The 20216-nt window shown below is 64.5% G+C and carries 14 protein-coding genes; 7 read left to right on the top strand and 7 right to left on the bottom strand.

Translation table 11 applies throughout. The features are described 5' to 3' along the window. Genes ACSQ3S_RS20010 through ACSQ3S_RS20020 form a run of 3 tightly spaced genes read right to left on the bottom strand, consistent with a single transcriptional unit; the run spans position 1 to position 3518 of the window. Entirely contained in the window at positions 1-2253 is a 2253-nt protein-coding gene (locus ACSQ3S_RS20010; RefSeq protein WP_176651166.1) for a RelA/SpoT family protein, read from the bottom strand. Positions 2254-2260: 7 nt separating this feature from the next. Then, positions 2261-2611, bottom strand: coding sequence for a RidA family protein (locus ACSQ3S_RS20015; protein ID WP_353404451.1), 351 nt, complete (start codon positions 2609-2611; stop codon positions 2261-2263). Positions 2612-2639: 28 nt separating this feature from the next. Then, positions 2640-3518 (bottom strand): alpha/beta fold hydrolase, encoded by an 879-nt coding sequence (locus ACSQ3S_RS20020; RefSeq protein ID WP_436143536.1) that lies wholly within the window; start codon positions 3516-3518, stop codon positions 2640-2642. Between the two features lie 124 nt (positions 3519-3642). Between ACSQ3S_RS20020 and ACSQ3S_RS20025 the strand changes: the two genes are divergently transcribed. Beyond that, a complete protein-coding gene (locus ACSQ3S_RS20025; RefSeq protein WP_436143537.1) occupies positions 3643-4437 on the top strand; it encodes a 3-hydroxybutyrate dehydrogenase in 795 nt (264 codons plus the stop codon). A gap of 146 nt (positions 4438-4583) precedes the next feature. Continuing rightward, positions 4584-5942: a dicarboxylate/amino acid:cation symporter gene (locus ACSQ3S_RS20030; RefSeq protein ID WP_436143538.1), complete on the top strand. Its 1359-nt coding sequence runs from the start codon at positions 4584-4586 to the stop codon at positions 5940-5942. A 99-nt stretch (positions 5943-6041) separates the two neighbouring features. Here the strand turns inward: ACSQ3S_RS20030 and ACSQ3S_RS20035 are convergent, their stop codons facing one another. From ACSQ3S_RS20035 to ACSQ3S_RS20050, 4 genes are read right to left on the bottom strand one after another with little or no spacing between them, the layout of a single operon-like run. Further along, positions 6042-7022 (bottom strand): T6SS immunity protein Tli4 family protein, encoded by a 981-nt coding sequence (locus tag ACSQ3S_RS20035; RefSeq protein WP_353404447.1) that lies wholly within the window; start codon positions 7020-7022, stop codon positions 6042-6044. Next, a complete protein-coding gene (locus tag ACSQ3S_RS20040) occupies positions 7019-8737 on the bottom strand; it encodes an esterase/lipase family protein (protein ID WP_436143539.1) in 1719 nt (572 codons plus the stop codon). The genes ACSQ3S_RS20035 and ACSQ3S_RS20040 overlap by 4 nt, the downstream gene beginning before the upstream one ends. A 9-nt stretch (positions 8738-8746) precedes the next feature. Continuing rightward, the gene (locus ACSQ3S_RS20045; RefSeq protein ID WP_436143540.1) at positions 8747-11743 is read right to left on the bottom strand and encodes a type VI secretion system Vgr family protein; all 2997 of its coding nucleotides are present in this window, start codon (positions 11741-11743) and stop codon (positions 8747-8749) included. Further along, positions 11740-12537, bottom strand: a complete 798-nt coding sequence (locus ACSQ3S_RS20050; protein WP_436143541.1) for a hypothetical protein — start codon at positions 12535-12537, stop codon at positions 11740-11742. Before ACSQ3S_RS20050 ends, ACSQ3S_RS20045 begins: the two co-directional genes overlap by 4 nt. A gap of 173 nt (positions 12538-12710) precedes the next feature. Here ACSQ3S_RS20050 and ACSQ3S_RS20055 point away from each other — a divergent pair, with 173 nt between their 5' ends. Genes ACSQ3S_RS20055 through tagF form a run of 5 tightly spaced genes read left to right on the top strand, consistent with a single transcriptional unit; the run spans position 12711 to position 20213 of the window. After that, positions 12711-13550: a M15 family metallopeptidase gene (locus ACSQ3S_RS20055; protein WP_353403820.1), complete on the top strand. Its 840-nt coding sequence runs from the start codon at positions 12711-12713 to the stop codon at positions 13548-13550. 9 nt (positions 13551-13559) lie between these two features. Next, positions 13560-13823, top strand: coding sequence for a PAAR domain-containing protein (locus tag ACSQ3S_RS20060; RefSeq protein ID WP_176651174.1), 264 nt, complete (start codon positions 13560-13562; stop codon positions 13821-13823). Between the two features lie 3 nt (positions 13824-13826). Then, entirely contained in the window at positions 13827-15284 is a 1458-nt protein-coding gene (locus ACSQ3S_RS20065) for a hypothetical protein (protein ID WP_436143542.1), read from the top strand. A 28-nt stretch (positions 15285-15312) separates the two neighbouring features. After that, positions 15313-19230 (top strand): type VI secretion system membrane subunit TssM, encoded by a 3918-nt coding sequence (gene tssM, locus ACSQ3S_RS20070; protein WP_436145056.1) that lies wholly within the window; start codon positions 15313-15315, stop codon positions 19228-19230. Further along, the gene (tagF, locus tag ACSQ3S_RS20075; RefSeq protein WP_176651176.1) at positions 19227-20213 is read left to right on the top strand and encodes a type VI secretion system-associated protein TagF; all 987 of its coding nucleotides are present in this window, start codon (positions 19227-19229) and stop codon (positions 20211-20213) included. The genes tssM and tagF overlap by 4 nt, the downstream gene beginning before the upstream one ends. Positions 20214-20216 lie beyond the last annotated feature (3 nt).

Here is a 20216-nt window from a genome sequence, read left to right on the forward strand (position 1 = left end):
TCAGGCCCGGCGGGCCTCCTGCACGCCGGTCACTTCCGCGATGGCGTTCAGCGCTTTTTGCAGTTGCGCGGTGGCGCCGATTTCTGCCGTGAAGGTCATGCGCGCATAGCCCTTCGCGCTTTGCGTGTTGACGCCGATGACGTTGATCTTCTCGCGCGAGAAGATCTCGGAAATATCGCGCAGCAGCCCCTGGCGGTCGCCCGCCAGGATGAAGATGTCGACCGGGTAGACCGTGTCCGATACGGCCCGCCCCCACTCCGTCACGATCACCCGCTCCGGCGCCTTGGCGCGCATCTCGGCGAAGTTCTTGCACGTGGCGCGGTGGATCGACACGCCCTTGCCGCGCGTGACGAAACCGACGATGCCATCCGGCGGGGCCGGCTTGCAGCACTTGGCCAGCTGCGTCATCAGGCCGTCCGTGCCGACCACCAGCACGCCCGACTTGGCGCCCTGGTCCACGCTGGACGCCTTGCTCTTGCCCAGCACCACCGCGTCTTCCGGTTCGGCCGGCTCGCCCGTGTCGTGCAGCGCCTGCTCGACGTGGCGCAGGCTGAACTCATCCTTGCCCACCGACAGGAACAGGTCGTCAACCTTGGCGAAGCCCAGCTTGTTGGCCAGCGCCTCCAGGTTGACCGCAGTCTTGCCTTCGCGCTGCAATGACTTTTCCACCATCGCACGGCCGTGCGACAGCGTTTCCTGCATGTCGATCGCATGGAACCAGGCGCGGATCTTGGAGCGCGTGCGCGTGGCCACCGTGTATTCGTCGCTGAGCCAGTCGCGCGACGGACCGGCCGTGCCGGGCGCGCCCTTGGCGGTGATGATCTCGCAGGTCTGGCCGTTTTTCAGCGGCGTGTTCAGCGGCACCATGACGCCGTCCACCCGCGCACCACGGCAGCGGTGACCGACATCGCTGTGCAGGTGGTAGGCAAAGTCCACCGGCGTAGCGCCGACCGGCAATTCCAGCACGCGCGCCTGAGGCGTCAGCACGAAGATGCGGTCGTCCAGCGCCGCGGCCTTGAGCTTTTCCACCCATTCGCGCTGCTGGTCTTCCTGCCCGACCACGGCGTCGGCGACGTCGGTCTTCCACGCCAGCAGTTGGCGCAGCCAGGCGATCTTCTCGTCGTACTTCTGGCCGGCGAAGTTGGAGCCGCCCTCCTCCTTGTAGCGCCAGTGCGCCGCCACGCCGTACTCGGCAAAGCTGTGCATTTCCTGCGTGCGGATCTGCACCTCCAGCGGCCGGCCGTCTTCCGCCGTCACCACCGTGTGCAGCGACTGGTAGCCGTTCGATTTCGGCCGCGAGATGTAGTCGTCGAATTCCTTCGGGATCGGCGTCCAGATGTTGTGCACCACGCCCAGCACCGTGTAGCAGGTCTTGACGTCGGCCACGATCACGCGGAAGGCGCGCACATCGTACAGGTCGGTGAAGTCCAGCTCCTTGCCCTTCATCTTGCTCCAGATGGAGTAGATGTGCTTGGGCCGGCCGAACACCTCGGCCTGGATGCCGGCCGAGGCCATCTCCGACTGCAGCCGCGCGATCGCGCTGGTGACGAAGCCTTCGCGCATCATGCGCTTTTCTTCCAGCATCTTGGCGATGCGCTTGTACGCCTCCGGCTCGATGAAGCGGAACGACAAGTCCTCCAGCTCCCACTTCAGCTGCCAGATCCCCAGCCGGTTGGCCAGCGGCGCGTACAGGTCCAGCGTCTCGCGGCCGTAGGCGCAGGTCATGTCGTTGAACAGCTTGATGTCGGCGAAGTAGCGCAGGGTCGTCACGCACGAGGCCAGCCGCACCAGCACCACGCGCATGTCGGAGGCCATCGCCAGCAGCATCTTGCGCAAGGTTTCCACTTGCGCCACCGCCTGCTGCGCGGCGTTGCGGCCGCGCGCGACGGCGCCTTGCGGGCCCTGCGTCTGCGTCAGCTCGCGCAGGCGGATCAGCTGGCGCACGCCGGCCACCAGGTCGCCGACCTCCTGGCCGAAGCGCGGCTCGATGATGGCCGCCTGCGCGGTGTCCAGCAAGGTCAGCTCGAACATCAGGCCGGCGATGCGGGTCTCGACGTCGGTGCGCATGAAGGCCAGCGTGCCGGCCACGCCGACCGAGAAGTCAAATGCCGACTGGCCGCCGGCGCTGGTCTTGTCGGCGTAGCTGGTGCTGGCGAAGTCCAGCGCCGCCAGCATGCGCGCGCTGTCGTCGGGCGACAATCCCTGGACCAGCTGCTCCGATGCGGCGCTTGTCAGTGCGGTGATGGAAACCATGATGCCCCTAGCGCTGCGCAGCGACGATAACGATCTCGACCAGCACGTCCGGATTGGCCAGCCTGGATTCCACCGTGGCGCGCGGCGGCGTGTGGCCGCTCGGCACCCAGATGTCCCACTCCTCGTTCATGCCTTCGAAGTCGGCCATGTCCTTGATGTAGATCTGGCAGCTGAGGATGCAGGTCTTGTCGCTACCCGATTCGGCCAGCAGGCGGTCGACATGGCCCAGCACTTCGCGGGTCTGCCCCTTGATGTCGGCGGACGTTTCCTCGGCGATCTGGCCCGCCAGATACACGGTGCCATTGTGAATTGCCACTTCGGACAAGCGTTTGCCTACATGCAGTCGTTTGATTTCCATACTTCTCTTCTTTACCGTTCTTTTATTGTTAGCCCAACAGGAATTTCCTGGCGATCGCGATCTGGTCCTCGTGGATGAAGGTCGGCGCATGGCCGACGTTCGGAATCTCCACCAGCCTGGCTTGCGGGCCGCGCCGCGTCATCTCGGCCGCCGTTTCCGGCGACAGCAGGTCGGAATCGGCGCCGCGCACCAGCAAGGTCGGGCACTTGATCGCATCGTAGGCCGCCCACAGCATCGCCTGGTCGGCATCGGCCGATTCCGGCGTCGCCGAGCGGAATGGCGTGGCCAATCCCATATCGTAATGACGCACCCAATGACCGTCTTTGTCCTGGCGCAGGACATCGCTGCACAGTTTATGCCATTCCGCCTCGGTGTGCTGGCCGAAGGACAGCGACACGTCGCGGATGAATTTGGCGCCGTCCTCAAAGGTGTCGAAGCGCAGGTCCTGGCCGATGTAGTCGCCGATGCGCTGCATGGCGACCGGCGCCAGCACCGGGCCGATGTCGTTGAGCACCAGTTTGCGCACCGGATTGCCCGGCAGCGACGCCAGGCCGAGGCCGATCAGGCCGCCCATCGAGGTGCCGAACCAGTCGACGCTCTGCCTTTCGCCCTCTGGCAGCACGCGCGCCAGCAGGGTTACGATATCGCTGACATACTGCGGAATGCGGTACAGCTGCGGGTTTTTCAGCCAGTCGGAGCGGCCGCGGCCGACGATGTCCGGACAGATCACGCGGTAGTCGCCGGCCAGCGCGCGCGCCATGGCGTCGAAATCGTCGCCCACACGCGTCACGCCGTGCACGCAGACCAGCACATTGGGATTGGCCGCGTCGCCCCATTCCTTGTACGACATGCGATGCAAACCGGCCAGCGACAGGCATTGAACAGACTTTATTTTCGCTTCGAACATGCGGCTTCCTTGATAGTTTTTATGTAATGATGTTCAGAATCACCATTTTACCGGGCGTTGCACTTAAAATCCTACCGAAGTGTAGCGCAGCCCCATTTTATTCTCCAACCCTGCAGAGGACTCCATGACAAACAAGACTTTGAGCGGCAAGACAGCGCTGGTAACCGGCTCGACTTCGGGCATCGGCCTGGGCATCGCACGCACGCTGGCGGCCGAAGGCGCCAACGTGCTGCTGAACGGCTTCGGCGACGCCGCCGAAATCGAACAGCTGCAACAGGATATGGCCCGGGAATTCGGCGTCAAGGCCGGCTATCACAACGCCGACATGACCAAGCCGGTGGAAATCGAAGCCATGATCGCCTACGCCGGCGAGAAGTTCGGCGGCGTCGACATCCTGGTCAACAACGCCGGCATCCAGCACGTGGCCAATGTCGAGGATTTCCCGGTCGAGAAATGGGATGCCATCATCGCCATCAACCTGACGTCGGCCTTCCACACGTCGCGCCTGGTGTTGCCGCGCATGCGCGCCAACAACTGGGGCCGCATCATCAACATCGCGTCCGCCCACGGCCTGGTGGCGTCGGCCGGCAAGTCGGCCTATGTGGCGGCCAAGCACGGCCTGGTCGGCCTGACCAAGACCAACGCGCTGGAAACGGCCACCACTGGCGTGACGGTCAACGCCATCTGCCCCGGCTTCGTGCTGACGCCGCTGGTGCAGAAACAGGTGGACGCGCGCGCCGAGAAGGATGGCATCAGCAATGAAGCCGCCAAAAAGGCGCTGCTGGCCGACAAGCAGCCGTCCGGCGAGTTCGTCACGCCGGAGGAACTGGGCGCGCTGGCGGTATTCCTGTGCTCCGACGCGGCCAAGCAGGTGCGCGGCGTCGCCTGGAATATGGACGGCGGCTGGGTAGCACAATAAGGAAGTCGCTAAAAACCGGCCCCAGCTTCGTTGTGGCACCTCGCCGTGCAGGCGCACTGCCTTCGGCGCCACGCCTCGCTGAGCCCGGTTTGTAGCAACTTCCATAAGAGATATCACCGCGATGAATGCGGTTAACCACAATGGTGATGTCTCTTATTTTGACGGATGATGAACTCCTCACAAGAACGCGAGGAGATCCCGTGAAAAAGCCGTTTTATAAAATTCTATACGTACAGGTGCTGTTCGCCATCGCCTGCGGCATCCTGCTGGGTACTTTCTACCCATCCGATGCGGTCGCCATGAAACCGCTGGGCGATGGCTTCATCAAGCTGATCAAGATGATCATCGCGCCGGTGATTTTCTGTACCGTCGTCTCCGGCATCGCCGGCATGCAGGACATCAAGAAAATCGGCCGCGTCGGCGGCAAGGCCCTGCTGTACTTCGAGGTGATCTCCACCTTCGCGCTGGTGATCGGCCTGTTCGTCGCCAACATCGTGCGCCCGGGCGCCGGCTTCAACGCCGACCCGGCCACGCTCGACACCAAGGCCATCGCCGAGTTCACCGAGAAAGCCAAGCACCAGTCCACCATCGACTTCGTGATGAACATCATCCCGAACACCGTGGTCGACGCCTTCGCCAAGGGCGACATCCTGCAAGTGCTGCTGATCGCCATCCTGTTTGGCTTCTCGCTGTCGCTGCTGGGCGATCGCGGCAAGCCTGTCACCAAGCTCATCGACGAGCTGTCGTCCGCCATCTTCGGCGTGGTCGCCATCGTCATGAAAGTCGCTCCGCTGGGCGCGTTCGGCGCGATGGCCTTCACCATCGGCAAATACGGCATCGCCTCGCTCAAACCGCTGGCCACGCTGATGGGCTGCTTCTACCTAACCTGCGGCCTGTTCGTGGTGGTGGTGCTGGGCTCCGTGGCGCGCCTGACCGGCTTCTCGATCTTCAAGTTCATCGGCTACATCAAGGAAGAACTGCTGATCGTGCTGGGCACCAGCTCGTCCGAAAGCGCGCTGCCTTCGCTGATGACCAAGCTGGAGCGCCTGGGCTGCTCCAAATCGGTGGTGGGCCTGGTGGTCCCGACCGGCTACTCGTTCAACCTGGACGGCACCAACATCTACATGACGATGGCCGCGCTGTTCGTGGCGCAGGCCACCAACACCGACCTGACCTTGACGCAGGAACTGACCATCCTCGGCGTCGCCATGCTGACCTCGAAGGGCGCGTCCGGCATCACCGGCGCCGGCTTCATCACGCTGGCCGCGACCCTGGCCGTGGTGCCGACCATCCCGGTGGCCGGCATGGCGCTGATCCTGGGCATCGACCGCTTCATGAGCGAATGCCGCGCGCTGACCAACTTCATCGGCAACGGCGTGGCGTCGGTGGTGGTGTCGCACTGGGAAAAAGAACTGAATCACGACACGCTGCACAAGGAGCTGAACAATCCCGGCTCGACCGTGACCGATCCCGACCTGCAGCCGCTGACCCGCCACGCGCACTGATCGCCCCCGCCTTCCTTCCGCTCCCCGCCCGGCTGTGCAGCCCGGCGGGTTTTTTTCATTCCACAACCTTGAATGTAAACTCTCCAGCTAAGAGCCGAGCTAGTGCGGATGCTGGCGTATAGTTCTTACGACGCTGTCCCACAGTAAAAGCGCTCCTTTCTCGTCGTGCGCGCTGCTGCCACTCACGTCCATTTCCAAATGAATCTTGGGTGCAGACAGAGAGGGAACTGGGCGCATGGTTTCCAGCGTCAGGCCAAGTTTTTTCTCGTCCTCGTCCTCGCCAAGCATAATTGACGCCCCCCACTCTTGTGCTCGCATTCCCGCCACTTCCAATTCCCCCTTGCGCAGCACCGACTCTTTCGCCTTGAACTTTCTCAAGAGGGAATTGGGACCGCCTACACGTTGCAGCAATGTTTCAGTATCGTCCCGTCTGAAGGTATCCACATCGATAGAAAACGAGATATCGGGCCTTAGAGCATTCTTGAAACGCAAACTCGCGGATTCCGCGCGATAGTTGCCACCAACCGCCACGCGGCTGAAACAAAACGCTTTCGAAGCAGCTGCGGGCTCACCTTGGTACGCGATATTTTTCATTAAAGAATATAGCAGCTCCTCCGCTTCATTCATTTGGTTTTTATAAGAATGAATGGTTGCAACTAAATATTGGTCACGTAAGAGCCAATGAATTTCGCTTTGATATGCATCATCGATCTCCCTGACCCGATATAACATACCTCCATCGGAGATTTCCCGCGCCAGTGTAAGCCGGTCTGTCTCTCCAGAACCGGCGGCGGCCAGTTCAGCATGACGCGCCTTGACCTGAGCAACAAACGCCGCCATGTCGGTAACCGGCGTGACACGGAGATCAATCTTGGCGCTTTCCACGGCATCCTGTATTGGCGTGAACATGGCGCTCGCGCCGGTTTTCAACGCATATCCGTCGGGCAGATCAACAAGATTCCGGCCGATACACTGTGTTTTCATGACTGGGTTCATTTTCGAATGGGCTAGGTCGTCGGTCTTTTTTCCATCACATCCTGCAGCAATCAATACCAGGACAGAACAAGCAAAAATTCTCATAGTTTGGCCATTGCGGCTATTTTGGTAATTGCATAGTGGGTCACACGCTGCGCAGTTGGATCTTTGAACGACGGCTCATGTGAGAATCCCTGCAGACGAAACTGCTGTTGAATATTAGTACCTCCATCGCGGCGTGGCGCCATACCAGAGCTGGCCGGCACGGTGCCGTCGCCATTTCCGTCCTGCATAGCAGATTGAATCTCCCAAAAACTGGTTTCGTAGCTGGTCACGCCACCACCACCTGGGCCATAAGTTGACTGCACCTTGGTTTCTCCCCCAACAAAAATCTCATTCCTCCCTTGTTCCCGCACCATCTGATGGGTATAGCTGGAGATCTCTTGCTCTGTTGGCCGCATCCCTTTTTCAGGCTGCAGTCCTTTGCGCATGCTCCACTTGATCGTTTCAAAACTGGCCTGCGGGCCGCCACTTGCGCCGTAATATACAAACGTATGCGGGTGATAGTGGCCGGAGATTTTGCTATGAAAATCCTTTGCACGTTTGACGTTCTTGCTGAACTCATTCCAATCGATCGGTGTTCCATTGGTCGGTGACAGCCATTCCTCGCGTACCAATCCCCACCAACGGTCCTTAACCAGATAAATTTCCTCATACGGATCGCCGGCAGGCAGATTGACTAGATTCTTGCCTTGAGCATCTGATACTGACAGCCAACGTGGACGATACCCATTTGCCGGCAGCAATTGCAGCGCGCCCGGCGCCTGAGCAAATACTGCAGTCACTTCTTGTCCCGTTGAGCCGATCACCAGAGCCGCGCCAAAATCCTCGTCGCGCATGCCCACTTTGCATCGTCGATACGCAACTGCAGCGCCTACTGCGGGCATGACACCATGTACGATGCCGGCGATCTTTTCCTGCATGCCGGGCAATTGCGAGCAAAAGCGAGCTACCAGCCCTCCCATAGAATGCGTCACCAAAATTACCTGCTGACATTTAAACGCTCCGCTATTGTTCTCCGCTATGATGGTTTCTATGCGAGCTTTGAGCCTTGCTCCCGCCACCTCATTGGACGCAAGCCAATTGTATCCACACGCATATACCGGGAACCTGCATTTTGCACGCTTTAGCAAATCGTCCGACATCACGGGCGCTGTCACATGACCTTCTTCTGCCATCCTGGGCAAACCGTTCATCTCCATGGCAATGCCGGGATACAGCTTGGGCTCAGGAGGGCGTGCGCCTGGCGCAGGCGCGGCACTGACGGAGGTATAAAAGAAATCATCCCACTTGGCAGGGTTAAATCCTTGCCCATTCATTTTATCTTCAAGCCAGAGCAGAAATTCGTGATAACTGGTTTCGCCAACTTCGCCCCAACCGCGATCTTTATAGGTTTCACGCCGGCTCACCATGCCCGCCATTTTTTTTGGAACACTTCCATCGCTATAGACTTGGGTCCGCTGCGGATGGAGCACTTGCTGACGCGCGCCAGGCCCTTTGCTCGCCCAACGCCAAGCCAAACCAATAGGTTGCCCCTTTGTGCTATTGAGAAGCCAGACCGGCTCTCCGTCCTGATCTGCCAAATTGCTACCCATAATGCCAGGCACGAACACGACAGGCAAAGAGACCATGGGCGGCAAGGTCAATTTCACTGTGTCCAGCAAGCTAGTACCGGTTAGTTGCCAGTCAAAAGTAGGTTTGCCATTTGTGCCAGGCTGGGCTTGCTGAGCACGCTCTTTATCGGGTGGCACGTACGACATGATCAATCCTTATTTCAACATACCTAAAATCACGATCTGAATATTCTCCGGCCGGAATCCTTGCTGCAATGGGATTCGACCTTCGCCATCAGTGACGCCTTCAATACGCGCACCATCTTCTTTCATGATCGCATACCGCATGTTCTTGACGGGATCGCCTGATGGATCAAGCAATTGGAATTTTTCATCAAACGCCAGAGTCCCACGCTGCAAAACTGGCATCTCAGAGTTCATGCTCGCTGGGCCGGCAAACGCCTTCTTGCCAGCATGGACGGTCAATTTACCAGGGCATTGCACCGTGATATTGCCACCTTCAATGGTGATATTCGCCCCGCCCGCCGTCGACAAGCTGATGCTCTTGGCCGCAGCCCAGTCCACCTCGGCATTGGCGCTGACGATGCTGATCTCGTCGCGCGCCTGCACTTTCAACTCGTCGGCCTGCGCCTGGATGTCGATGGCGTCCTGGGCCGCGATCAGTTGCAGGCCGAGGCCGCCATCGCCCGCCTTCACCGCGCCGCCCAGCACACCGATCGCCTGGCCGCTGTGCGCCCGCATCTGGCCACCGGTGACGAACTGGCTGTCGTTGCCGCTCATCAGCGTGATCGTCTCGCCGTTGGCCAGCTGCACCGCCTGTCCTGCCGTGACGCCGATGCCGCTCTTACCGCTGATGGCGATGATCGGCGAACTGGCGTGCGGCAGCTGGTCGTCGCCCGGCGCGGTTTTCTTGTCGCCGGCGTCGGCCCTGGCCGCATCAATACTGGCGTTGCCGACCATGCCGGACACGGCCGTCAGCATCGCCTTGAGCGGCGCGGCCTTGTCGTCGAGCGTGCTGGCACCGGCCTTGGCCGCCCCGACGTGGCCGGCCAGCGCCACCGTCTGATGCGTCCTGGCCGCCTCGCTGAACGTCTCGCCCAGCTTGACCGCCTGCTTGAGCAGCGCGATGCCGGCCGCGTTGTCGCCGGCCGGGTCGCGCACGTCGGCGCTGTGATTGATCTTGTAACTGCTGATCAGCAGGCCGGCGCCGCCGCGCACCGCGCCGTAAGCATCGGTGCGCAGTTCGGCGCCCTGCCCGCGCAGGCTGCCGCGATAGTTGTCGGCGCTGTGGATCAGGTGGCCCAGCGATAATTCGCTGGCCGCGTGCGTGGACCGCAGCTGCACCCGCCCCTGCGCGTCGGTGTCGTCGAACAGCAGCTGGTTGTAGCCGGCCCCGCCGAATTCCTTGCTGCGCACGCCCCACTGCGCGGCGGCGTTGCGGTGGCCGGCGCTGTCGGCCGAGGCGCCGTGCCACAAGGGACTGTTGCCGCCTGCCAGGTTGCCCTGTCCCGATGGAGCATGGTCGGCCGCCGGCTGGAAGCGCTCCGCCTGGTCGGCGCCGGCGCTTTGCGCGCCCGGCGTCGGCGTCACACCGCCCTCGCCCTGGCCGTTGTACAGCGCGCCGATGATGATCGGGCGGTCGATATCGTTCTCGATGAACTGCACCAGCACTTCCTGTCCGATGCGCGGCAGGAACTGGCTGCCCATGCCACCGCCGGCCGAGCGCTGCGCCACGCGCACCCAGCAGGTGGCATCGGCATTGTCCTGCCAGTGGTAGCGGATGCGCACCCGTCCCAGCTTGTCGCAATATAGCTCGTCGGCGCCCGACGGCTGCGCCAGCCCGTCGGCGCCGACCACGATGGCGCTCTGCGCGCCGCGTGCGGTCGGCTTCGGATGGCTGCGGCCGTCGCTGCCCGGCAGCTGCGGCCGCCAGACCGCGTTGGCAGCCACCGCCTCGAAGCTGTTGGCGTAGCCGGTCTCACGCGCTTGCGCGATGGTCAGTGCGTAATCGTCCGGGAGGTCCAGGGCTATCTCTTGCAGCAGTTCCGGTATCGGCCCGAACAACTCGGCCAGCGCCTGCTGCGCCGGCGACGGCAGGTTGTTGACGCCCACGCTGCGCACGCGCAGCACCACATAGGCCGGCACGGCGTCCGAGCTCGATTGCAGCGGTCCCTGCGTCAGGTTGAAACGGGTGCCGGCCGCCAGCGTGCGCACCGTGGAGCGCCCGCGCCACAACTGGGCTGCGGCCTCCCGGCCCTGCATCTGCATGTCGGCGTAGCGCTGCGCCTGGGCGCCGTTGGCGTAGGCGTACTGACCCGGCACGTCATAGCTTTCCAGCGCCGGCAGCTTGCCGGAAACGAGCTGCGACGGCGTACTGGCGGACACGGCCTGCTTGGCCTTGTAGTCGTAGCTGAGCAGGGTCGTCAGCGATGCCGTCACGCGGCGCCGCGCCTGCAGCGCCTGGATGGTGTCCGATGCCTCGCCGGCGCGCACGCCGTGAAAGCGGATGCCGCCGCCGGCCGCGCTGCTGGCGTCCTCCGGCGTGGCGCTGGCCTGGCTGCTGTCGGCGAACAGCACCACGCCGACGCCGTCGTCGAGCTGTTCGAAGCGCCAGGCCAGACCTTCTTCGATCAGCAGGCGCCGCACGAAGTCCAGGTCCGATTCGCGGTACTGGCAGCAGTAGCTGCGCGCCACCGCGTCGGCCATGAAGGGTTCGGTCTCTTCGCTCCAGCGCCACTGCGCCAGCGGCGCGTAGCCCTCGAACACGGCGTCGACGATCTCGATCACCGTCTTGTCCTGCCATACGCGGCTGTTGCGCACCTGGCTCAGCCGCCACAGCCACGGCGTCAGCCGCAGCCGATAGCGCGCCAGGCCGCCTTCGCTGCCCAGCATGGCGGCCTGCGTGATCTCGCCGTGAAATTGCGTGCGGCTGCCGTCGGCCAGGCTGACGGCGAGGCTGGCCTGTTGCCCCAGCAGCGGCGCCAGGTCGATCAGCGCGTTGGTCGACAGCACGATGACGTCGCGCGCGCCGGCGTCCTGCACGCCGTCGTCGGCGGCAAACGCTTCGACCAGCAGACCGCCGGCGCCGAGTTCGGCGTTGTCGTCCTGCGCCAGCGTCAGCTCGTACAAACGGGTGGCGCTGGAGAACTGCGCCAGCGCCGCGGTGATCCGCTCAATCAACGCCACGCTCATGATTCGGCAGCGGTCTTGACGGTTGCCGGCTGCGCCTTACATTCAGGCTCTTTGCGGGCGGTGGTCGAGCACAAGTGTTCACGGCATTGCGCGGCGCCGGCCTCGTTCATCAGCCTGCATTGCTTGAGCTGGTAAGCCGGCGTCGATGGCGCCTTGCCGGGATTGCCTGACTGAACATGCGCCATCAGCGCGGCCAGCAGCGTGACGTCGCTGTCCTGGGCGGCAGGCTTGGGCTTGCCGCTACCGTCGGCCTTCTTGGCCACTTGCACCGGCTTCCTGGGCTTCTCGGCTTTTTTGTGCTCGGCCAGCTTGACCTTGGCCGGTACAGGCGCAGGTGTTGCGTGCGGCCGCTCCAGCGCGGCGCTGAGCTCGTCATGGTCGTGCGTGGCCGGCGTGTCGTTCAGCAAGTCCTTCAGCGACCGCGTGTTGTCGGCCGGCGGGCTGACGGCGGCGGTATCCTCGACGATGGTCGCCACCGGCGCCGCCGGGGCGGGCGCGCTGACTTCGGCAATCGCCGGCGCAACGGGGACTGCGGCGGAAGGCGGCGTCGCCGGTTCGTCATCGCTGTTCATCCACACCGCCACGCCTATCATCACCGCCAGCGCAACCAGCGCCGCGCCAGCCGCGGCGAGCTCCATCCTGCCGCCTCTCCGTTTCCCCGATGGCGCGGCCGCCGCCGGACGCTTGCCTTCCAGGCCATGCAATATGCCGCCGCGACCGCTGTCGGGCTGCTGCGCCTCGGACAGCAAACTGGGGCGGCCACTGGGCGACGGGCGTTCATCATCACGTTGCAAAATAAGCTCCCTTGTAAATTTCATATTACTTTACGACATTCAAGAAAAACGTGACGCACGGATAGCAAACAGGCTTTTCAATCGTGCGCAGGATTGTCATAACTCTAATATATACTCCAGAGCAATGCTTTTTAGACACTAATATTGGCGCCGGGCGGCGCATCGAGGACGACGTGTTTTTACTGGCTGTATCCCTTTATTTTGTGCTGGCTTGCCTCATCAGCTGGATGGTGTTGTTCCCGTCCGGGCGCGAATTTGTCATCGCCGCGCTGGCCGGCGCCGGCGCGCGCCTGCAGCAGGGCCTGGGCCGGCTGGCGCGGCGCCGCCGGCAGGATCTGGGCGCGTGGACGCAAACGGGGCGCGCCTCGGCGCACGGCCTGCGGGATTTCTTCGCCGAGCATTACGTGCTGTGCCTGGGTGGCTTGGCGCTGCTGTCCGTGCCGCCGATGCTGGCCTTGCTGTTGGCGGGCAAACCGGCGCTGAACGGTTTCGACGCCCCCACCCGCGAGATCAATCCGCAGGTGGCCGGCCTGCTGGAAGGCGAGCAGCTGGTGCCGCCGCCGGCCTTGCCGCCGCTCGTGTTCAGCACCGCCGAGGTACAACTGGCGCGGCCCATGCTGGTCTCGGCCAGTCGCGACTGGGCCTTGCTCGATAGCGCGTATGCGCAGCGCCTGCTGATGGCGTTCCGCATCATGAAGGAGAAATACGGCTACGACATGGCGCTGCTGGAAGGCTACCGCAGCCCCGAGCGCCAGGACACGCTGGCAGCGATGGGCGGCAGCGTCACCAACGCCGCCGCCTTCCAGAGCTGGCACCAATACGGCCTGGCCGCCGACTGCGCGTTCCTGCGCGACGGCAGGCTGGTAATCTCGGAACGCGACCCATGGGCCATGCGCGGCTACCAGCTGTACGGCGAAGTGGCCGAGTCGCTGGGCCTGACCTGGGGCGGCCGCTGGAAGATGATGGATTTCGGGCACACGGAACTGCGCCAGCCCGGCGTGATGAAAAAATAGGAGAGCAGCATGGCAGGACCAGTCATCGTATTAGGCGACAAAACATCCCACAACGGCACCGTGGTCGAGGCATCGCAGATGAGCGACAGCGGCGGCAAGGGCATCGCCCGCGTGGGCGACAAGATCACCTGCCCGCGCCACGGCAACGGCACCATCAGCAGCGGCGATCCGAGCATGCTGGTCGACGGCAAGCCGGTCGCGCGCCACGGCGACAAGACCTCCTGCGGCGCGACGCTGATCGCCGCCCAGCAAGCGACACTGGACCAGGTGTAAGCGATGACCGTGTTGCGCAACCTCGCCCTGACCGGCGTCGCCTTCGGCGGCAGCTGGAGCGGCGCGATCTGGTACTGGCGCGAGACCAACCGCATGCCGGCCACCAGCGAACTGGCGCTCTACATGCTGGTCTTGCCGCTGGCGTTGCTGGCCGCGTGGTGGCTGGGCCGCAAGGCCTGGGCCCGCGTCAGCATGCCCGCTGCGGCTGGATCGGCTGCGGCCGCAGGCGCGGCATCGGCTTCGGCCGCGTCGGACACGCCCGCCCCGCCGCCGCTGGCACCCGCGTTATCCATCGCCGCGACCGCGCTGCGCGCACCGCACGGCGATTCGGTCGACGAACTGCGCGCTGCGCTGGCCGGCAACCGCGCCAGGCCCGGGTTGGATCGCGAACTGTATGACGACGACGGCTACCCGATCATGAGCGCGCGTCTGCCAAATGCCGACGACGCCGCGCTGCGCGACGAATTGAACGAATGGCGCAACTTGCACCGGCTGGGCGATCCGCGCTTCGATGCAGGCCAATGGCGCGCGCTGGCCGCCGCCAGCGCAGTGACAGGCGAACTGGCCGCGCAAGCTTGCGGTCACCAGTTGCTGGCGCCATGGCAGGACCAACAGCAGAAGCGCCAGCAAGGATTGCTGCCGCCCGACGCGGTACCGGCAGCCGCTCCGCCCGTCCTTCAGTTGTTGACAATGTGGCCGCTCGAATGGAAGCCGGAGCAGCGCCACCTCGCGCAGCAATGGCTGCGTTACCTGACGACGCAGGCCGGCTGGCCGCAACAGCTGCTGGCGCCGGAAGCCCAGGACAGCGACGACGCCGGCCAGATGCTGGCAGCCCTGCTGGCACGCTGCGGCGATGCCCGCCATCCCTGCCTGGCGATCGTCATCGCCGCCGGTTCGCACCTGAGCGAGGACGGCGTCAACCGCCTGTCGAGCCAGAACGCGCTGTTCACGTCGGCCCACCCGCAGGGCCTGATCCCCGGCGAAGGCGCGGCAGGCTTGCTGCTGGCCGACGCGGCGTCCGCCCCGATCGACGGCGGCACCGGCGGCAACGTCGGCGGCAGCCTGCTGCAGGCGGTCGGCACCAGCCGCCGCAGCGCTTCCGCCGACGACGTCAAACGCGACACCGACACCAGCCTGGCCGACATCACCGCGCAAGTGCTGCACGACAGCCAGGCCGACGCGGCCACCGTCGCACTGGTCGCCGCCGATACCGGCCACCGCACCAGCCGCGTGACGGAATTGATGCAGGTCGTGACCACGGCCACGCCGCAGCTCGATCCCGGCGCCGACGTCATCGGCATCGGCGCCAGTTGCGGCAGCTGCGGCGCCGTCACCTGGCTGACCGCGCTGGCCGTGGCCGACGCCGAGGTGCGCGACCGCGCCGCGCCCGTCCTCTGCATCAGCAACGAAGATCCCTATCGCCGCTACGCCGCGCTGTTGCGCCCAGCGTTGGCGGCGTGACCACTCACAGCAACCGAGTCCTATCATGATGCAAAAATTCTGGCTATTCCTGACCCAACGCCGCACGCTGATCATCATCGGCTGGCTGGCCTTTGCCGCGCTGCTGTTCATCGCCGCCGCGCTGCTGCAATGGCCCACCGCCCTGCCGTGGATCGTGCTGGCCGTGGCACTGGCCTTCGGTGCCGCCGTCTGGTACTGGCGACGCCGCAAGAGCGAGCGCGCCGCCGGCAAACTGGGCGACATGCTGGAGCAGCAGGCGGCCAAGCCCACCAAGGCCGATCCGGCGCAACGCCAGGAAACCGAAGCGCTGCGCACCCGCATGCTCGATGCGATCAGCACCATCAAGAACTCCAAGCTGGGCCAGACCTCCGGCAACGCCGCGCTGTACGAGCTGCCCTGGTATATGGTGATCGGTAACCCGGCAGCCGGCAAGAGCACGGCCATCGCCAGCTCCGGCCTGCAGTTCCCCTTCGCCGACAGCAAAATCGTCCAGGGCGTGGGCGGCACCCGCAACTGCGACTGGTTCTTCACCACCGACGGCATCCTGCTCGACACGGCGGGCCGCTACTCGGTGGTCGACGAAGACCGCGGCGAGTGGTTCGGCTTCCTCGACCTGCTGAAAAAATATCGCAAGAAGGCGCCGATCAACGGCATCATCATCGCCGTCAGCGTGGCCGAGCTGACGCGCAACCGTCCGGAATTCGCCATCAATCTGGCCAAGAACCTGCGCCAGCGCGTGCAGGAACTGACCGAACGGCTGGCGGTGCATGCGCCGGTGTATGTGGTGTTCACCAAGGCCGACCTGATCACAGGCTTCAACGAATTCTTCCAGGACAGCGAACGCGGTGAACGCGACAAAGTATGGGGCGCCACCCTGCCCTACAGCCGCAACACCAGCAGCGAGCAGGTGCTGGACCAATTCGACGCCCGCTTCGAGGAATTGTACGAAGGCCTGAAAGACCAGAGCGCCGCCAACATGGCCTTGCAGTGGCGCGAACGCATGCCGCCCGGCGTGTTCACCTTCCCGCTGGAGTTCAATTCGATCAAGGCGCCGCTGCGCACCTTCATCGCCACGCTGTTCGAGGAAAACCCGTTCCAGTTCAAGCCCGTGTTCCGCGGCTTCTACTTCACCAGCGCCCTGCAGGAAGGCGAGTCGGTGTCCGCCTCGTCGCAGCGCGTGGCGCAGCGCTTCGACCTGCAACTGAAGCCGGCCGACCAGGAAGCGACGCACCAGCAGCAAGGCTACTTCCTGCTCAACCTGTTCCGCCGCGTGATCTTCGCCGACAAGGACCTGGTGGCGCAATACGCCAGTCCGGCCAAGATCCGCGTGCGCTACGCCGCCTTCTTCGGCGCCACCGCGCTGGCCGGCCTGGCGCTGGCCGGCTGGAGCTGGTCGTACATGAACAACCGCCAGCTGGTGGCCAATGTGCAGGCGGACCTGGACCAGGCCATCAAGGTGCAGGAAAAATCCATGGACCTGCAATCGCGCTTCACCGCGCTGGAGATCCTGCAGGACCGCATCGAACAGCTGGACAAGCATGAGGAAAGCCGGCCGCTGTCGCTCAGCCTGGGCCTGTACCAGGGCACGCTGCTCGACCGCAAGCTGCGCGAGGAATACTTCAACGGCGTGCGCGAGATCATGCTCAAGCCGGTCGGCCAGTCGCTGGAAGCCTTCCTCGCGGAAGTCAACAGCGGCGCGGCCCAGCTGCAGCCGATGAACAAGCCGGTGACGGTAGCCGGCAGCTCCGGCAACTCGGCGCCACCCAACGCCACCCAGGCCGAGGCGGCCGCCGCCATCAACAGCGGCGCGCAGCAGTTCAAGGACGCCTCCCCGGCCAACGCGGAAGACGCCTACAATGCGCTGAAGACCTACCTGATGCTGGGCGATAAATCGCGCGCCGAAGCCGGCCACCTGAACGACCAGCTGACGCGTTTCTGGCGCGTGTGGCTGGACACCAATCGCGGCAGCATGTCGCGCGAGCAGATGATACGCAGCGCCGAGCGCATGATCTCGTTCTATCTGTCGCAAATCAACGATACGTCGTGGCCGAAGATCGACACCCGCCTGGCGCTGGTCGACCAGACCCGCGACAACCTGCGCCGCGTGGTGCGCGGCATGCCGGCGCGCGAACGCGTCTACGCCGACGTCAAGGCCCGCGCCGCCACCCGCTTCCCGGCGGTGACGGTGGCCTCCATCGTCGGCGAACAGGACAAGGAACTGGTCCTGGGCAGCTACGCCGTGCCGGGCAGCTTTACCCGCCAGGCCTGGCAGGGCTTCGTGCAGGACGCCTTCCGCGAGGCGGCCAACCGCGAACTGCAAAGCGCCGACTGGGTGCTGAAAACCTCGTCCCGCGACGACCTGACGCTCGAAGGCAGCCCGGAACAAATCCAGAAATCGCTGGTGGAGCTGTACAAGAACGACTATGCCCGCGAATGGCAGAAGTTCGTCCAGGGCGTCACGATCAAGGACCTGAACAACTTCGACCAGGCCGCCGGCGCCATGAACCGCCTGGGCGATCCGCAAACCTCGCCCATGAACAAGCTGATGAACACCGTCTACGAGCAGACCTCGTGGGACAACCCGTCGCTGCTGGACGCAGGCCTGCAACGCGCGCAACGCGGCGTGGCCGGCTGGTTCAAGGAGACCATCCTGCGCCAGAAGCCGTCGCAGCTCAACGTCAACCTCAACAACACCGGCAACGTGCAGAACGCCGCCCTGCCGCTCGGTCCCGTGGGCCGCGAGTTCTCCGGCGTGGCGCGCATGGTGGTGGCCAAGGACAAGGATGCGTCGCTGATGCGCGGCTACATGGAGCAGTTGTCCAAGCTGCGCGGGCGCTTCAACCAGATCAAGAACCAGGGCGACCCCGGACCAGGCGCCAAGCAGCTGATGCAGCAGACGCTGGACGGCAGCGGCTCGGAACTGGCCGACGCCCTCAAATACGTCGACGAGCAGATGCTGACCGGGATGACCGATGCGCAGAAAACCGCGATCCGTCCGCTGCTGGTGCGTCCGCTGATGCAAACCTTTGCCGTCATCGTGCAGCCCACCGAGGCCGAGATCAACAAGGTGTGGGCGGCGCAGGTCGTGCAGCCGTTCCGCCAGACGCTGGCGCTCAAGTACCCGTTCGCCACCGAATCGCGCGCCGAAGCGAGCAACGCCGAAATCGCCGTGGTGTTCGGGCCGGACGGCGCCATCGCCAAGTTTTTCAACACCACCATCGGGCCGCTGGTGGTACGGCGCGGCGACACGCTCAGCGCCAAGACCTGGGCCAACATGGGCATCAACCTGGCGCCGCCGGTGGTGGCCAGCTTCCCCGGCTGGATAGCGCCGCTGGCCGCCAACGGCGTCGCCAACGCGGCCGCATCGAGCGGCGGCGAAGCGCAGACCAACTTCGACCTTCAGGCGCTGGGCGGCGTCAGCGCCACCGAGTTCACCATCGAGATCGACGGCCAGGCGCTGCGCTGGCGCGGCCAGCCGCAGCCTTGGGTGCACATGGTCTGGCCGAATCCGCAGGGCGTGCCGGGCGCGCGCGTCACCGCCATCACGCCGGAAGGCCGCAGCGTGGTGCTGTTTAACGAGACCGGGCATTTCGGCCTGAAGAAAATGGTCGATGCCGCCAAGCGCAAGCGCAAGGACAACGGCGTATTCGAACTGACCTGGGACAATGCCGGCGTGGCCGTCACCGCCAACCTGAAAATCGTCGGCACAGCGCCGGCGCCAGCGGCACCGGCTGCGGTGCCGCAGTCGGCAGGCTTCAAGCGCCTGCGCCTGCCGGACACGCTGACCGCCGCCGCACCGGTGGCGCCACTGGCTCCGCCGGCGCCATCGGCGCCGTCGCCGGCCACGCCGGTGCCAGCACCCGCATCTGCCCCAGTCCCGGCGCCGGCCACCGCGCCGGCGCCAGCGCCGGTCGGCGTGATCCGCACCGCGGGAGCACAGCCATGAGCCGCGGCGCCACCACCGCCAACATCGGCTACTTCGGCAAGGTGCCCGGACGCGGCGATTTCGTCAAAGGCGGCGACAGCCCGGCTTTGATCAAGGTGCTGGACGACTGGCTGGCCCAGGCCATGGACCTGATGAGCGCAGACGCGCGCTGGAAACTCAACTACGACGCCGTCGCACCGCTGCACTTCGCCTTCGTCGGCCCGCGCCGGCGCCACGCGATCGCCGGCCACATCGTCGCCAGCAGCGACCAGTCGCAGCGCCGATTCCCCTTCCTGATGACCAGCAGCGTCGAGGTGGCGGATCCCGCCGCTTTCGTCGCGACTTCGCCGCTGGTGTTCAACCGGCTGTGGACGCGGCTGGCGGCGCTGAGCAGCGGCGTGGTCAACGCCGGCGACCCCACCGTGCCGCTGCAGCTGGCGGCCAGCGAGGCGGTCGAGCTGGATCTGCGCGGCGCCGCCTACCAGGCCAGCTTCGACGACTTCCTCGAACTGCAGACCGTGGGCGGACTCGATATGCTGCTGGCGGAAGCGGGCTTTCGCGGCTCGGCGCGCCAGGTGCTGCTGGCCCTGGGCATGCTGCTGCAGCCGGTGCTGGCCAGCGGTTCCAGCCGCCTGGACAAAACCCTGCTGCTGCCGCTGCCGAGGGATCCGATGTACCGCAACCTGGTGGCGGCGTTCTGGATGCATCTGATCACGCCGTTCCTGGCGCGCGCCGATTTCGAACTGGCGCTGTTCCTCACCCGCCTGCGCGAGCAGTCGGTGCTGCTGGTCGGCTTCAGCGGTGCGTCGCCGCAAACGCTGCACGGCATCATGGATCCGCAGGCCGCGCGCGAACGGCAGATCGCCTTCGAGGAACTGGAATGGGTCGAGGAGCAGGCCGACAGCGACTACGGCGTCAAGAAGCTCTCCACCTATCTGTCGCAACCTTCCCTGTCACTCAAGTCCGCGCTGGAATCCGTCAGCGCGGCGTTTATCGGAACCTGAATC

This window comes from Duganella sp. LjRoot269 (assembly GCF_964254095.1).
In the GTDB taxonomy this organism is placed as follows: Bacteria; Pseudomonadota; Gammaproteobacteria; order Burkholderiales; family Burkholderiaceae_D; genus Rugamonas; species Rugamonas hordei.

Excerpts from the sequence above, each read along its gene's own strand:
- ACSQ3S_RS20030 (WP_436143538.1), top strand. The coding sequence starts at position 4,584 with ATGTCTCTTATTTTGACGGATGATGAACTCCTCACAAGAACGCGAGGA.
- ACSQ3S_RS20010 (WP_176651166.1), bottom strand. The coding sequence starts at position 2,253 with ATGGTTTCCATCACCGCACTGACAAGCGCCGCATCGGAGCAGCTGGTC.
- ACSQ3S_RS20045 (WP_436143540.1), bottom strand. The coding sequence starts at position 11,743 with ATGAGCGTGGCGTTGATTGAGCGGATCACCGCGGCGCTGGCGCAGTTC.
- ACSQ3S_RS20035 (WP_353404447.1), bottom strand. The coding sequence starts at position 7,022 with ATGAGAATTTTTGCTTGTTCTGTCCTGGTATTGATTGCTGCAGGATGT.
- ACSQ3S_RS20065 (WP_436143542.1), top strand. The coding sequence starts at position 13,827 with ATGACCGTGTTGCGCAACCTCGCCCTGACCGGCGTCGCCTTCGGCGGC.
- ACSQ3S_RS20040 (WP_436143539.1), bottom strand. The coding sequence starts at position 8,737 with ATGTCGTACGTGCCACCCGATAAAGAGCGTGCTCAGCAAGCCCAGCCT.
- ACSQ3S_RS20060 (WP_176651174.1), top strand. The coding sequence starts at position 13,560 with ATGGCAGGACCAGTCATCGTATTAGGCGACAAAACATCCCACAACGGC.
- ACSQ3S_RS20015 (WP_353404451.1), bottom strand. The coding sequence starts at position 2,611 with ATGGAAATCAAACGACTGCATGTAGGCAAACGCTTGTCCGAAGTGGCA.
- tagF (WP_176651176.1), top strand. The coding sequence starts at position 19,227 with ATGAGCCGCGGCGCCACCACCGCCAACATCGGCTACTTCGGCAAGGTG.
- tssM (WP_436145056.1), top strand. The coding sequence starts at position 15,313 with ATGCAAAAATTCTGGCTATTCCTGACCCAACGCCGCACGCTGATCATC.
- ACSQ3S_RS20025 (WP_436143537.1), top strand. The coding sequence starts at position 3,643 with ATGACAAACAAGACTTTGAGCGGCAAGACAGCGCTGGTAACCGGCTCG.
- ACSQ3S_RS20020 (WP_436143536.1), bottom strand. The coding sequence starts at position 3,518 with ATGTTCGAAGCGAAAATAAAGTCTGTTCAATGCCTGTCGCTGGCCGGT.